Here is a 15,153-nt window from a genome sequence, read left to right as displayed (position 1 = left end):
TGTCCTATGGAAGTACTTGTACTTGAAGGAGACAAAATCGTCGTAAAAAATAAGGAAGACTGCAGTTTATGCGAAGTCTGTATGGACGTATGCCCCAACGAAGCAGTTAAAGTTGAAGAAGAATAAATCAACACTAAAGAGGAATATCTATTCTACTATCCTTTAAATTAATAAAAGATTAATATAAAAGATATTTGGATTAAAAATCTCCTCTTAAACAAATATTAACTATTAAAATAATTGAATAAAAACGGATTATAATAATTAGAGGTGGTAAGTTGTCAGAACTACTAATTCCATTAGACAAATATTTAGCAGCAGGATTACACATAGGAACCCAACAGAAGACCAAGGACATGGAACGTTACATCTACCGTGTACGAGCAGACGGACTTTACGTCCTGGATGTGCGAAAAACCAACGATAGAATCGTATCAGCCGCAAAATTCTTGGCTAAATTCAACCCAGATGATATACTGGCAGTGTCAACCCGACAGTACGGTCAAACACCAGTACGCAGGTTCGGAGAAATCACCGGAGCAAAAACCATCCCTGGAAGGTTCATACCCGGAACATTAACCAACCCCAACTACGGAAAGTTCATAGAGCCTGAAGTACTAATGGTAACTGACCCTAGAAGTGACTCACAGGCTATAATCGAAGCAAAACAGATAGGATTACCTGTAGTAGCACTCTGTGATACAGAAAACCTTCTGGGTAACGTGGACATAGTCATACCAGTAAACAACAAAGGAAGAAAAGCAATCGCATTAGTGTACTGGTTAATGGCCCGTCAGATACTACGAGAAAGAGAAGTACTGGCTCCTGAAGAGGACCTGGATATCCTCCCATCAGAATTCGAACTCAAAATATAAAACTAGAATTCCCAAGGACCCTTAAATTATTAAGGGTTCTCTAAAGTTTTTATGAAACCACTTGAGTTTACCTAATGAGGATAATTGTTGATAATTAACTGATGGATAATTTGGATATCTAACTGGTGTATAATTTTGGATAATATGGGTAAATGGATGAAAAGGGTAATGGATGAAATTTCATCACAATACCTAACATTTACAAATAACTAAAACTTAACATCTACAAATATCTACATATTAATCACTACATAATTCCCGATTATACTGTATCATACATGGTCTTAACTTAAAACAGCGAATATTAACTCTTCGCATTGCTATTAACCCATGATTTTCATAAATAATTCTCATAATACTCCCATTAGCATGTTTAAATCCTTTAATGATTATAAAATATATTAAAGCTCTTTAATCATCAAAAATAAAAAAATTGGTAGAAAGTAAAAACATCTGATAACCTGGTTCAGAAACCTAAACTATTTTCAGAAAACTAGGATTATTCAGATAAATTCAGGGTATTCCAGAAATTGGAGTATTTCAGTAAATTGGGTATTCCATTAATAGGAGTATTCCATTAAATTGGAGTATCCAGGAATTAGGGTATTCCATTAAATTGGGGTATTCCAGAAACTTTTTACTAAAAAGGGGGATTCATATGATAAGGAAACCTGCGGTGGCAGGGATGTTCTATGAATCAGATGAGGATTCATTGAAAAAGAGGATTAAATGGTGTTACCAGCACAAATTAGGACCTGGAAGACTTCCCGGTAAAATTGGAAGTAAACGGAGTATTAAAGGATTAATCGCTCCACACGCCGGATATGTATACTCTGGCCCAGTGGCTGCCTGTTCATACCTTGAACTGGCAGAAGATGGTATGCCTGAAACCGTAGTTATACTGTGCCCCAACCATACCGGGATAGGATCCGGACTTTCCACCATGACTGAAGGTTCATGGTTAACTCCCCTGGGAGAAGTGGAAATAGATGGTCAGTTCGCCAGTGAACTCTTGAATTATTATCCATTACTGGATGATGATCCATCCGCCCATTTAAATGAGCACAGCTGTGAAGTGCAACTACCCTTCCTGCAGGAAATCAGCCCTGATTTCCAGTTAGTACCGGTGTGTATGATGATGCAGGACCTGGAGACCTCCAGAGAACTGGGAGAAGCCATTACCCACACCGCCCAGAAACTCAAAAGGGACACTGTGGTAATTGCCAGCACAGACTTCACCCATTACCAGCCCCATGACGTGGCCAGGGCACATGACGAGGAAGTACTTGAAGCCATAGCAGCCATGGATGAACTGGAAATGATGAACCAGATACAGAAGTTCAACGTAACCATGTGTGGATACGGTCCGGTAGCAGCCACCATTGAAGCATCCCGTGGTATGGGAGCCACCGAAGCCACTATCTTAAAGTACGCAACCAGTGGTGATACTGGTGGAGACTACACCTCCGTGGTGGGATATGCATCTGCAATCTTCAAATAGTATTTGCAGTATCCAAATAAATTGAAAACATAAATAAAGATAAATAAGAATATTTTAATAAGTAAATGATATTCCATTTAAGTGAGAATATTTTAATATGTAAGGATATTCCATTTAAGTGAGAATATTTTAATGAGTAAGGATATTCCAATTTAAGATAGTACTTAAATTAGATATGGGCATGTTTAACGGTTAAAAAAACTGTTAAGGGCTTACAAAATAGTAATAATGACAAATCACAAAGAATTAAACTCATAAATATATCATCCGGGAAAAATAAATAGAAAGGAAGGTTTTGTAAGGATAGAAATAAAATATAAACAGATTTAGTGAACGGAGTTCAATCCAATGACAGCTAGGGCATCTGCACCAGGCAAGGCTATTCTTTTTGGAGAACACTCAGTGGTTTACGGGAAACCCGCCATTGCAGTGGCAGTTGATAAAAGAGCCAACGTAACAATCAGGGAAGGAAACGACGACAGTATACATGTTAAAATCCCAGAACTGGATGTATATGGGGTCATCGACATAGAAACTGGTTTAATAAGTCTAGAAAATGACATATTAGGTCAAGAAAACCCAGATACATTTGACGCAGGGATATTGAAATTCATTAAGAGTGCATTGTTTCGAACCGAACTTGGATCATCACCGGATCACGGTATGGACATAACAGTGGATCTGGAAATACCCATAGGAGCAGGGCTGGGATCATCAGCAGCCATCACCGTTGCCACCCTGGCCGCAGCTGCACGTTATTACCATCATGACCTATCCCTGGAAACCCTGGCACTCACAGCCCACCAGGTAGAGTTAGAAGTTCAGGGAGCAGCAAGCCCACTGGACACCACCGTATCAACCCACGGTGGATTTTTATACTTCACTCATGAAAGTGGAGGCGTGAAAATAAAACCCGCCCTGGAAATGCCACTGGTAGTGGGTTACACCAGCCAACCCGGTAACACCGGTCTCCTGGTGCAACAGGTACGAAAACTCTGCAATGACCACCCCACCATCATAAAGCCCATTATAGGGCTCATGGGAAATGTGACCAACCATGCACGAGAATCCATCACCCATGGTGAGGAAGAACGGGTAGGAGAATTGATGAACATTAACCAGGGATTACTGGATGCACTGGGAGTCAACACCGATGAATTATCCCGATTAATCTACCATGCACGCAGTGCCGGAGCTCTAGGTTCCAAACTAACCGGGGCTGGAGGGGGAGGTAGCATGATTGCTTACTGCCCGGGGAAAACCAGAGAAGTACTGGAAGAACTCCAGTCAATTGACAATGCCTTTCTGGTTGGAATGTCACGAAAAGGGGTGACCTGGTGATTAATAGATTGATAATGATTGCATTGATAATGATTATAGATTGATATGAGGTAGTTCATTTGATACGAGGTAGTTCATGATTATCCTGAAACTGGGTGGAAGTGTAATCACCCGCAAAGACGCTACAAAACCCACCCTGGACCCGGTGAACCTGGATAGAATCGCCCAGGAAATAGCCCGGTCTGGTAACAGAAAACTTATCATAATCCACGGAGCAGGAAGCTTCGGCCACCTGCACGCCAGAAAATATGAAATAGGAAGCCCCATAACCACTCCAGAAGAACTGGAGCGTAAGAAAATGGGATTCACCCTAACCCAGAATTCGGTTAAAAATCTCAACCACTTCGTATGCCACTACCTGCTGAACTACGAAATTCCAGCAGTGGCAGTACCACCATCATCATTCATAATAACTGAAAATAAACGGATCAAATCAGCAAACCTAGAAATAGTGGAAAAATACCTGGAAATGGGATTGGTACCAGTACTATACGGAGACGTGGTCATGGATACCGATGAAAGTATCCAGATGGCAGTGGTATCCGGTGACCAGCTGGTAAACTACCTATCAAAGGAACTGCAGCCAGAGCGGATCATCCTGGGCTCAGACGTAGATGGAATATACGACAGTGACCCCAAAACACATTCCCAGGCACAACTTCTGGAGGAAGTAAAATCCATGGAAGATCTGAAATTCCTGGAGGGAGCACGAACCGTTGACGTAACCGGTGGAATGGCCGGTAAACTGACCGAACTACTGGAACTGGCAGGGAAGGGAATTGAATCAGAACTGATCAATGTTGGTTGTGAAGGATTACTGGAAAGTGCCCTAAAGGGTGAAAAAGTCAGGGGAACAATTATAAGTAAACAATAGGGTTATTTTAAATAAATTAGGTTTTCTTTAAATATAATAGGCCTTCTTTAAATAAAATCGGACCCCTTTAATAAATTCATAAATTTAAATTGAATTCACAAAATAATCACGTTCACAAATTCATTAAAAACAAATTATACTCTATAATTCAGAACAATCATTAAAATAGAGAATAAATCATTAGATAGAATTTCAAATTCACATAGAAATAGAATTCAAATGGATAGAATGAATAATCCAAATATCATTGGAATGAAATTATTAAAATAAATCATTAAAACATGTGCAAATCATAAATAAATCATTCAAGAGCATCAATCATTAAAAAAAATAGATATTACTTAGAATAAAATGGAAAGACATGAAATTAATGGTAGAAAATTAAATTAGACCATAGGAAGAAATTATGATTTCAGATAGAAAATTAGAGCATTTGCTATTATGTACCCACAGCGATGTGGAATACCATAAAAAAACAGGATTTAAAGATGTGGAACTCGTCCACAAAGCCCTTCCTGAAATAAATAAGGAAGAAATAGATTTATCCACCTCCCTACTTGGGAAAAAAATGGATGCACCCATAATAATAACTGCCATCACAGGAGGACACCCCTCCTCAATTGAAGTAAACCAGAAACTGGCCCAGGCAGCAGGAAACCTTAACATAGGCATGGGACTGGGAAGCCAGAGAGCTGCAGTAGAAAACCCAGAACTGACATCAACCTACACAGTAGCCCGTGAAGCAGCCCCTGATGCACTGCTAATTGGTAACATAGGAGCTCCTCAAATGGAACAGGCCCTTGAAGCCAGTCAGATGATGGACCTTGATGCAATGGCTATTCACCTGAACCCATTACAGGAAGCCATCCAGCCAGAGGGAGATGTGGACAGCAGAGGATACCTGGAAAACATCAAAAAAACCACAGAAGAAATGAAAATCCCGGTAATAGCCAAAGAAACCGGTGCAGGTATCAGTGGAAACGATGCCAAACTACTGGAAAATGTGGGTGTTAAAGCCATTGATGTTGCAGGATCTGGAGGAACAAGCTGGGCAGCAGTAGAAACCTACCGCTCACCAGATAAAGATATGGGTGAACTGTACTGGGACTGGGGAATACCCACCGCAGCTAGCACAGTAGAAGTCTCCCAATCAGTCCAGATACCAATAATCTCCTCTGGAGGAATAAGAAACGGATTAGAAGCAGTTAAAGCATTGGCCTTAGGGGCCGATGCTGTGGGAATGGCATTACCAGTTCTCAAAACATCCTACCTGGGTGAAGGAGCACTGGAGAAATTCTTCCAGAAATTCATGGACCAGATCAAAGTGGCCATGTTCCTGGTAGGTGCATCAAACCTGAAACAACTGCAAAAAACGGACCTGGTAATCCAGGGAAAAACAAGAGAATGGCTCACAGAAAGGGGCTACAATACTAAAATTTATGCAAGGAGGTCATCCTTATGAGTGTGGAAGTTATCGCCATAGGCGGATACGAAGAAGTGGGCAAAAACATGTCCGCAGTTAAAGTGGGGGATGATGTGGTTATATTCGACATGGGAATCAACCTGGATCGAATTCACATACACGAAGACACAGACATTGCCCGTATGCACAGTCTGGACCTGATTGAAAGGGGAGTCATCCCTGATGACACCCTGATGAAAGATGTGGATGGGAAGGTCAGGGCCATAGTATTCAGCCACGGGCACCTGGACCACATTGGAGCAGTGGCCAAACTGGCCCACCGCTACGATGCACCCCTCATTGGAACACCCTACACCCTGGCACTGGTGGAAAACAGTATAAAACAGGAAAGAAAATTCGAGGTTTCCAATCCACTCCAGGTTCTAAACTCCGGAGAGAAAATGCAACTATCCCCGGACATCACCCTGGAATTTGTGCACACCACCCACAGTATACCACAGGCTGTGACCCCGGTACTGCACACCTCAGAGGGTATCATTGTCTATGCCAATGATTACAAATTCGACAACCACATGATGCTCAGCCCACCACCGGATTATGAACGCCTAAGGCAACTGGGAAGGCAGGGAGTTCTGGCATTGATTGTGGAAACTACCAGGATGACCGAGACCAAGCAGGAAAAAACCCACTCTGAGAAAGTGGCCAGAATAGTCCTGGAAGATATAATGAAGGATATCTTACCTGCACCGGAAGGTTTACTGGTTACCACCTTCAGCAGTCATATTGAACGTATCCAGGCTATATGTAACATTGCCCAGGAAAGTGACCGGAAAATCTTACTCCTGGGAAGATCAATGGAACGCTTCGGGAGCATAGCTGAAAAGATGGGAATCCTAAAACTCCCCTCCGGTACAAGTATATTCGGCAGCCCCAAATCAGTTAACCGGGCACTGGCCCGTGCTGAGGAGAACCGTTCCGATTACATACTGGTAACCACCGGACACCAGGGAGAACCCGACGCACTACTACCCAGAATAGCCAGTGGAAGAACCCACTTCAACGTGGCACCCGGTGATAATGTAGTTATCAGTGCACCAATCATACCCAACCCCACCAACGCCGCCAACCGAAACCTCATGGAGCGACGTTTAAAAGGTAACGGGGCACGAATTTATACCAACGCGCATGTATCTGGACACGCCGGTCGAGAAGACCATCGTGACTTCATACGCATGCTGCAACCCGAACACATCATACCATCCCACGGTGACCTGGAAATGCTGGCTGCCTACACCGAGTTAGCAGAGGAAGAAGGATACAAAATGGGTAATGACATTCACGTACTTAGAAATGGACAGGCACAGGTTTTCAATGGAGGACTTTAATGGAAACAAAACTGGAAGTAACTGAGATTCTCAAAAGATACTCTGCAGATATAGATAAGGAGATAAACAGGGCACTGGAAACAGTGGACCCTGAAACACTCCTTCAGGCATCAGAACATCTGGTAAAGGCCGGTGGAAAAAAGCTCAGACCATCACTGGCGGTTTTAAGTGCAGAAGCCGTGGGTGGTCAGGTCAAATCCGCCCTTAAAACAGGAGCAGCCGTGGAACTCATCCACACCTTCAGTTTGATCCATGATGATATCATGGATCAGGATGAGAAAAGAAGGGGAAAACCATCGGTACATGTAATATGGGGAGAACCCATGGCCATCCTGGCCGGGGACACCCTCTTCTCCAAAGCATTTGCCTCGGTAATGCAGAGTGAAGATGATGGGGTAACACCGGAACTGATACTACCCGCACTGCACACCGTGGTGGATAGCTGTGTGAAGATCTGTGAGGGTCAGGCAATGGACATGGGCTTTACCGAGCGCATGGATGTCAGTGAAGAAGAATACCTGATCATGATCTACAAGAAAACCGCAGCACTCATTGCCGCAGCCACCAAAGCAGGAGCCATACTCGGCGGGGGATCACCAGAACAGGTGGAAGCCCTGGCTGAATACGGGAGACTCATAGGCCTGGCATTCCAGATACAGGATGACTACCTGGATGTGGCTAGTTCTGAAGAAGACCTGGGAAAACCAGTGGGCAGTGACATAGTCGAGGGTAAAATGACCCTCCTGGTGGTACACGCACTAAGCCAGGCCAGCGAAGAGGACAAGAAACGGTTACACACAATCCTCAAGGAAGAAGGGGATGAAAACGTTTCAGAAGCAGTGGCAATACTGGAGAAATATGGATCCATAGAGTACGCATGGAAAGTAGCTCGAGAAAACGTTAACCAGGCAAAAGAACTACTGATTGATACTTTAGATGATAGTTCATCCAGAGATGCACTCCTCCTGATAGCAGACTTTGTACTGGAACGCAGTAACTAAGTTTGTACCAGAACGCAAGCAACTAAAAAAACCCCTTTAATTTATTATTTTTCAATTATTTCCCCTATTTTTTTTAGAAATTATTTTTCCTGGTCAGTGCAAAGGTTTACCTGGCCATTAGAAAGGATCAAAAAAAATGAAGTGATTACCAATGGATAAACTGGAAGAAATCATTCGAAAGTACGCTCTTATCAATGCAGCTAAACACGGAGGCCAGGCCCAGCCTGGAGCAGTTATAGGAATGATAATGAGCAAACACCCTGAGTACCGTCAGGATGCAGGGCAGGTTTCAAAAACCGCGGGTCAAATTGTTAGCACAATCAACAAGATGCCCCTGGATGCTCAGAGCAAGGAATTGGAACAGTTAGGTGGCTACCAGGAGAAAAAAGTAGAGAAGGTCAAGGGATTGGCAGACTTACCTGAAGTGGATGGTGAAGTTGTACTCCGTTTTGCACCAAATCCATCAGGCCCCCTACATATAGGTCATGCAAGGGCAGCAGTTTTAAACCAGGAATACAGGAAACGGTATGGAGGTAAGCTTATCCTACGGGTTGAAGACACAGACCCCCGAAGGGTGGACCCTGAAGCTTACCAGATGATAGATGAAGACCTGCACTGGATGGGTGTGGAGTGGGATGAGAAGGTAATCCAGTCTGACCGTATGGAGATCTACTACCAGCACGCCCAGGATCTCATCAAACAGGGAGGAGCCTACATGTGCACCTGCCCCGGGGACGTGTTCAAAGAACTCAAAGACTCATCACGTGCCTGCCCCCACAGGGATGCATCAGTGGAGGAGAACCTGGCGCTCTGGGAGAAGATGCCAGAAACTGAAGAAGGAAAAATGGTTCTCAGGGTTAAAACCGATATAAAACATAAAAACCCAGCAATACGTGACTGGGTGGCCATGAGGGTAGTGGATGATGCACACCCCCGTGTTGGTTCCAAATACAAGGTTTACCCCATGATGAACTTCTCAGTTTCAGTGGACGACCACCTCCTGGGTGTGACCCACGTCCTTAGGGGTAAGGACCATCTGGCCAACAGTGAAAAACAGGAATACCTCTACCAACACATGGGATGGGAAGTACCCCAGTTCATACACTACGGACGACTTAAAATGGATGATGTACGCCTGTCAACATCCCAGGCCAGAAGGGGAATAGAAGAAGGCACCTACAGTGGCTGGGACGACCCCAGACTGGGCACCATAAGGGCCATTGCCCGGAGAGGAATACAGTCCGAAGCCATCAAGGAGTTAATGCTTGAAATCGGAGTGAAAATAGCAGACTCCACTGTGACCTGGAAGAAGATCTACGGATTGAACCGTGCATTCCTGGAAGAAAAAGCCAACCGCTATTTCATGGTTGAAAACCCACAGCTAGTAGAAATTAAGGGAGTGCCAGAGAAACTATTGGGAACCGTGGAAAGACCCCTACACCCAGATCACCTGGACCGGGGAATGCGTAAGCTTGACTTCAATGGGAATGTTTACTTGGACGGTGATGACATACCATCCAATCCAGATGAAGTCTTAAGGCTTATGGATGCAGTGAACATAACCTTCCAGGATGGAAAGGCACAATACCACAGTGAAGGCATTGATGAAGCACGGGAAGCAAAGGCCAAGATAGTGCAGTGGGTTCCAAAACTCGGAAGAATCGAAACAGAACTGGTAATGCCAGATGCATCCACTGTTACAGGATTTGCTGAACAGTCATTATCTGCAGTACAGGTCGATGATGTGGTACAGCTGGAAAGGATTGGGTTTGCCCGGCTGGACCAGGCAGAGGATGGGAAGTTAAGATTCTATTACGCCCATAAATAAAGTAAAAATTCTTGAAGTAGTAGATATTTCATTAAGTAATATATGTGTCCTTATAGAGTACCCAACAAAGTAAATTAGATTAATTTAATTTTTATCTAATTTACATTCTTATTTTTTAGATTCTTTTTTTAGATTCTTATTTCTTAAACGGTATTTTATTAAACGGTATTTCTAAAATCTCATTTTTAATAATTCTAATTTACTGTTTTCCATACTGGTTTTCCAGCAAAATTCATATTTGTTATTTATTCCCCAGTATGTTTGGTGTCTGTTTTTGTAATTTATGTGACCCACGTCACTAAAAATGAGATAAATCATTTGTGCCTGTGATGTTAAGTTTTAACTGTTAATAAAATCATATTAATACACAGCAAAAAGTAATAAAAATCGACCATTAAACTTATAACAACATAACACCGTTTTAAAAAGGTTGTTTACCAATGGAAACAGAATATTATCATGATACTCGGATGCAAAAACTCTTCCAGGTACTGGAAGAACCCAAATCCCTGGATGAAATAGATCTCTCCCTGGGATTCATAAAGAACCTGCTACTTAAGATCATCAACACCTACGGAAACATAAAAGTACAGCAGATTCATGAAATCACTGGCCTTCACGTTAACATCTTAGAACAATGCCTTAAACCAATGGAAAAGGAAGATCTCATTGCCCAGACCGGGGGAGGATTCCTTTTTGCCAGTGTAGATTACACCATCAAGAAACAGGGTCACGTGAAAGCATCCCAGTTAATGGAGGAAAACCCCTACATTGGAATGGCACCGGTAACCTACGATGACTACTTCAAGATCATGGAAGTCCAGATTAAAGGACGATACCCACTCAAAATACCCAAGGAGGTAGTGGAAAAAGCATTCCATGACGTGGTGGGAATGGCCTACCCCAAAAAGGTCCTCACCGAAGCAGCCATTGGAGGTAAAGGATTTTTTATCTACGGACCCCCAGGAACTGGTAAAACATTCCTAACCAGTAAAATGTCTGAAATATTACCCCCTATAATCATACCACGCTACATTGAGTTCAGTGGTAATATAATACAGTTACTGGACCCAGATTTTCACCGATTGCGACCGGAACAACCCGGAGACCCCCGCTGGGTTAAAATCTATGCACCATTTGTATTCACTGGATCAGAACTCAGCACTGAAAAAATGGAAACACTATACGACCCCAACAAGGGAGTTTATGAAACCTCACCCATCCTGAAAGCCAATGGAGGAGTTCTATTATTGGACGACCTGGGAAGGCAGAAGGAAGACCCCAATGTACTCCTTAACCGGATGATCGTACCCCTGGAGAATAAGAAGGATGTGATCTACGTTAAGGGAGCACCGGTAATTGTGCACACCCACTTCATACCTGCCCTGTCCACTAACCTGGAGATAACCATCATTGACGAAGCACACCTCCGCCGTGCACCCTTACACGTGTACCTGGAAGTTCCCAGTTCCGATGAAATCGTAGAGGTCTTTAAACGTAACCTGGACACCCTCAAGGAGGACTATGATGAAGATGTTCTGGAACGCTTCCGGAAAGTTTACATTCCCCAGATGCAGGGAGGGGAAAGCTTAAAACCCACCTTTGCCCATGCCAGGGACATTGCCCAGATAGCTCAGGCCATACGTATCCGGAGGGAAGAAGATAAGATGACAGTGGAAATACTGGAGGAAGCATTGAATCAGCATATCCTGGTATCCATGCAGCGTAAATACACTCCGGAACTGTTTGAAAGGATTATCACCCAGGGAAGCAAACCACATCAATAATTATCATAAGGATATGCATCTTAAGAATTACATAAAATATTCAGTATATCTTACTTGCATCTAAAATACACTTAAAAAAATATATTAAATGAGTGATGATCACCAAAGGGCAATGATCATACAACTCGAAACGAGATTATCACCATCATAAATCCATTAAATATTGAATAAGGCATATTAACGGACACACCTCAAGTTATAGTCAGTTTAATGGGATTTATTCCCTTAATAGTTACGTGGGAAAATCTTTTTAAGCGGTTATTTACAATATAAAAGAGGTTGAATTCACTACACTACAAGAGGATGATTATATATGACATGCAACATTTTAGTAGGCGGAGGTTGGGGTGATGAAGGTAAGGGTAAGTGTATTACCTACCTTTGTTACCAGGACAAACCGGAGATCATTGCCCGTGCTGGAGTAGGCCCTAATGCAGGCCATTCTGTGGAATTTAACGGAGAAAAATATGGGCTGAGGATGATCCCATCAGGTTTCGTTCACACCGGAGCAAGACTCCTCATAGGAGCCGGTGTACTGGTTGACCCATCAGTCTTCCACCACGAACTGGACTACCTCAACAAATACCAAGTAAAGAATAGAACCTTCGCTGATTATCGCTGTGCCATAATCGAAGAAGAACACAAAGAGCAAGATAAAGGCTCTGACCACCTTTATAAGAAGATCGGAAGTACTGGAACTGGCTGCGGACCAGCCAACCGTGACCGGGCACTGCGAACCATAAAACTGGCTGGTGACGTTGATTCCATGGAAGGATACACCACCGACGTGCCACTGGAAGTCAACACTGCCCTTGATGAAGGAAGAGATGTTTTCATTGAAGGATCACAGGGATTCGGATTATCTTTATACTACGGAACCTACCCATTCGTAACCAGTAAGGACACCACTGCCTCCAGTGCAGCAGCGGATGTTGGTGTGGGACCCACTCGTATTGATGATGTTATTGTTGTTTTCAAATCCTACATAACCCGTGTTGGAGAAGGACCATTCCCATCAGAGATCACCCAGGGTGAAGCTGAAAAGATGGATATCGAAGAATACGGAACAGTTACCGGACGAAGAAGAAGAGTAGGACTATTTGACATGGAACTGGCCCGTGAATCATGCATGATAAACGGTGCAACCCAGATCGCACTAACCTGTGTGGACCGGTTATACCCATCCTGTGAAAGGGTAACTGAATACTCAGACCTATCTGCAGAAGTCAAACAGTTCGTACAGGAAATCCAGGACGAAACCAAGGTACCAGTAACCATAATCAGTACCGGACCAGACCTGAAAGATACCATAGACCTACGTGACGAATTAATGTAAAAATCAGGGTTAGCTCCCTAATCTGGGTTAGCTCCCTAATTGATGGGATAAAACACCGGATTAATATGTAATTGGGGTTGAAACACCCCTCCCCAATACTAATTTTTTTATATTTTGATATTCACTCATTGAATGTTTATTTTTACTAAAGTAATTCTCATGGTTAATTACTCCGGAGTACATAAGAACTCCTGAGTACATAAATATTATAAGAATTACAGATGAAGGCAGGTGAATAAATGCTGGAGATAACCGTCCATGAAATAAGGGGACACTGCCCAGTTTACAAAGAAGGGGACGTTATGGTTTTCGAGGATCCAGAAATCGACCTGGATAAAACCGATGCCCTCTGCACCCACGCACTATCTACTATTCTCCATTATACTACTATTCTAGAACATAACTGGATCCCACTGAGCCTGGGATTAACCAGGGAAGGTGATAAGGACCATGCCTACCTGCAGTGTGTTGATCCTGGAAAACCTTACACTGACGGAGGTACAGTAATCTTCAAATGCAGAAGACTGGAGGAATGAAAAAAATTCTACTCTGATTCATTTTTTTTGAACAATCATGAAAAAATCTTATCCTTGATATAATTGGAGGGGTCATGAAAAAATCCTACCCCTTGGAGGAAGCATGAAAATTTACCTTTTAATTTCAGGTAAGTATGGGAGTCGGGTGGTCAACAACCTGGCGGAGCACGGAATGGCCAGTAACATAGTGGGAATGGAAGAATTCCCCCAGGATCTACCGGAGTTCATAGAAGATTTCACCAGTTACATCCCCCAGAATTTACCCCCAGCAGATCTCATCATTGCAGTGGGACTATCCGGTGATATTAACATGATAGTCACCTACATAGCTCAAGAAACCGGTGCAAAATCTGCCATAATACCGGTGTACGATCCCCAGCAGATGCCCCCTGGACTGCAGAAGGAGATCCAAGAATCTGCCCCTGATGTCAGGATAGTTTTCCCCAAACCATTCTGTTCCCTGGAACCAGTGGGTGATGCACCCATAGATGAGTTTGCCACCAGATTCGGTAAACCAGTCCTGTTCATCAAGTCCGATAGATACATTAAAAAGGTTGAAGTTCTAAGGGGAGCGCCCTGCGGTTCCACAGATTACATTGTCAGGGGACTGTGGAGCACACCAGCAGAAGAAGCAGAATCAAGTGCCACCCTGAAACTCCACAACTATCCCTGTAATGCCAGCAGCGACACTGACCCTGCAGTGGGTGATACCAGCATGCACCTGGCCAGCTACCAGATAAAAGAAGCCATTAAACGGGGCCTCGGCTTTGCCATGAAAACCGCAGTGGTGGACCCAGAAAAGTGCAACCCAGAAAAGTGCCAGGAAGAGTGTATTAAAAGTTGCCCCCAGGTACTCATTGGACTGGATACAGTAACCTTCAACCCGGATAAAATGGCAGAAATTGACCCTGCCACCTGTGGATACTGTGAGATATGTGTCAGGGAATGTCCACTGGATGCCATTGAAATTAAAAGTGGAAGATTCAAATTAAATGAGTGAGTTGGGGTAATTGAAGGAATCAATAAAAGTGATCAGGACTCGTGAAATTGATTATGATACTGCTAAAAAAGAGATATTAGGCTATTATCAAAACTACTCCGAAAGCTATGATTATGAAGTTGCTGATGATCTTGAACTGGATTATGAATTTGTCTGTCAGGTCCTTGAAGACTTAGAAAAAGAAGGTAGACTGGGATTGGTTGAATGATACTCTTTAACCATTTCATCGAACTGTTCGTAACAAATATTATATGGATTTAAAATGG

The 15,153-nt window shown here is 43.2% G+C and carries 14 protein-coding genes (1 of these 14 only partly in view); all 14 read left to right on the top strand.

Features of this window, described 5'->3' with window-relative positions; all coding sequences use genetic code 11:
* On the top strand, nt 1-126 hold the 3' portion of the coding sequence (locus A994_RS05510) for a 4Fe-4S binding protein (RefSeq protein ID WP_004030354.1). Its footprint begins 66 nt before the window's first position; only the last 126 of its 192 coding nucleotides appear in the window; its start codon lies beyond the left edge, outside the window; the stop codon is at nt 124-126.
* A gap of 152 nt (nt 127-278) precedes the next feature.
* Nucleotides 279-875, top strand: a complete 597-nt coding sequence (rpsB, locus tag A994_RS05505) for a 30S ribosomal protein S2 (protein ID WP_004030353.1) — start codon at nt 279-281, stop codon at nt 873-875.
* 658 nt (nt 876-1,533) lie between these two features.
* Entirely contained in the window at nt 1,534-2,376 is an 843-nt protein-coding gene (gene amrB, locus A994_RS05500; RefSeq protein WP_004030352.1) for an AmmeMemoRadiSam system protein B, read from the top strand.
* A gap of 348 nt (nt 2,377-2,724) precedes the next feature.
* Nucleotides 2,725-3,717, top strand: coding sequence for a mevalonate kinase (gene mvk / locus A994_RS05495; RefSeq protein ID WP_004030351.1), 993 nt, complete (start codon nt 2,725-2,727; stop codon nt 3,715-3,717).
* Between the two features lie 76 nt (nt 3,718-3,793).
* The gene (locus A994_RS05490; protein WP_004030350.1) at nt 3,794-4,591 is read left to right on the top strand and encodes an isopentenyl phosphate kinase; all 798 of its coding nucleotides are present in this window, start codon (nt 3,794-3,796) and stop codon (nt 4,589-4,591) included.
* 406 nt (nt 4,592-4,997) lie between these two features.
* Nucleotides 4,998-6,053 carry a type 2 isopentenyl-diphosphate Delta-isomerase gene (fni, locus tag A994_RS05485; RefSeq protein WP_004030349.1) on the top strand — a complete coding sequence of 352 codons (1,056 nt, stop codon included), beginning with the start codon at nt 4,998-5,000 and terminating at the stop codon, nt 6,051-6,053.
* On the top strand, nt 6,050-7,399 hold the full coding sequence (locus tag A994_RS05480; RefSeq protein ID WP_004030348.1) for an RNase J family beta-CASP ribonuclease: 1,350 nt from the start codon (nt 6,050-6,052) through the stop codon (nt 7,397-7,399). Before fni ends, A994_RS05480 begins: the two co-directional genes overlap by 4 nt.
* A complete protein-coding gene (gene idsA / locus A994_RS05475; RefSeq protein WP_004030347.1) occupies nt 7,399-8,400 on the top strand; it encodes a short chain isoprenyl diphosphate synthase IdsA in 1,002 nt (333 codons plus the stop codon). The genes A994_RS05480 and idsA overlap by 1 nt, the downstream gene beginning before the upstream one ends.
* 151 nt (nt 8,401-8,551) lie before the next feature.
* Nucleotides 8,552-10,228, top strand: coding sequence for a glutamate--tRNA ligase (locus A994_RS05470; RefSeq protein ID WP_004030346.1), 1,677 nt, complete (start codon nt 8,552-8,554; stop codon nt 10,226-10,228).
* A 440-nt stretch (nt 10,229-10,668) separates the two neighbouring features.
* Nucleotides 10,669-12,015: an ATP-binding protein gene (locus tag A994_RS05465; protein WP_004030345.1), complete on the top strand. Its 1,347-nt coding sequence runs from the start codon at nt 10,669-10,671 to the stop codon at nt 12,013-12,015.
* Nucleotides 12,016-12,328: 313 nt separating this feature from the next.
* Nucleotides 12,329-13,351, top strand: a complete 1,023-nt coding sequence (locus A994_RS05460; RefSeq protein WP_004030344.1) for an adenylosuccinate synthetase — start codon at nt 12,329-12,331, stop codon at nt 13,349-13,351.
* A gap of 239 nt (nt 13,352-13,590) precedes the next feature.
* The gene (locus A994_RS05455) at nt 13,591-13,887 is read left to right on the top strand and encodes a TIGR04076 family protein (protein WP_004030343.1); all 297 of its coding nucleotides are present in this window, start codon (nt 13,591-13,593) and stop codon (nt 13,885-13,887) included.
* Between the two features lie 103 nt (nt 13,888-13,990).
* The gene (locus tag A994_RS05450; protein ID WP_004030342.1) at nt 13,991-14,887 is read left to right on the top strand and encodes a DUF166 domain-containing protein; all 897 of its coding nucleotides are present in this window, start codon (nt 13,991-13,993) and stop codon (nt 14,885-14,887) included.
* Between the two features lie 10 nt (nt 14,888-14,897).
* The gene (locus A994_RS05445; RefSeq protein ID WP_004030341.1) at nt 14,898-15,095 is read left to right on the top strand and encodes a hypothetical protein; all 198 of its coding nucleotides are present in this window, start codon (nt 14,898-14,900) and stop codon (nt 15,093-15,095) included.
* Nucleotides 15,096-15,153: the final 58 nt, after the last annotated feature.

It is taken from the genome of Methanobacterium formicicum DSM 3637, assembly GCF_000302455.1.
In the GTDB taxonomy this organism is placed as follows: Archaea; Methanobacteriota; Methanobacteria; order Methanobacteriales; family Methanobacteriaceae; genus Methanobacterium; species Methanobacterium formicicum_A.
Note: the sequence above shows the minus strand (reverse complement) of the source record. Positions and strands in the feature narration are given on the sequence as shown.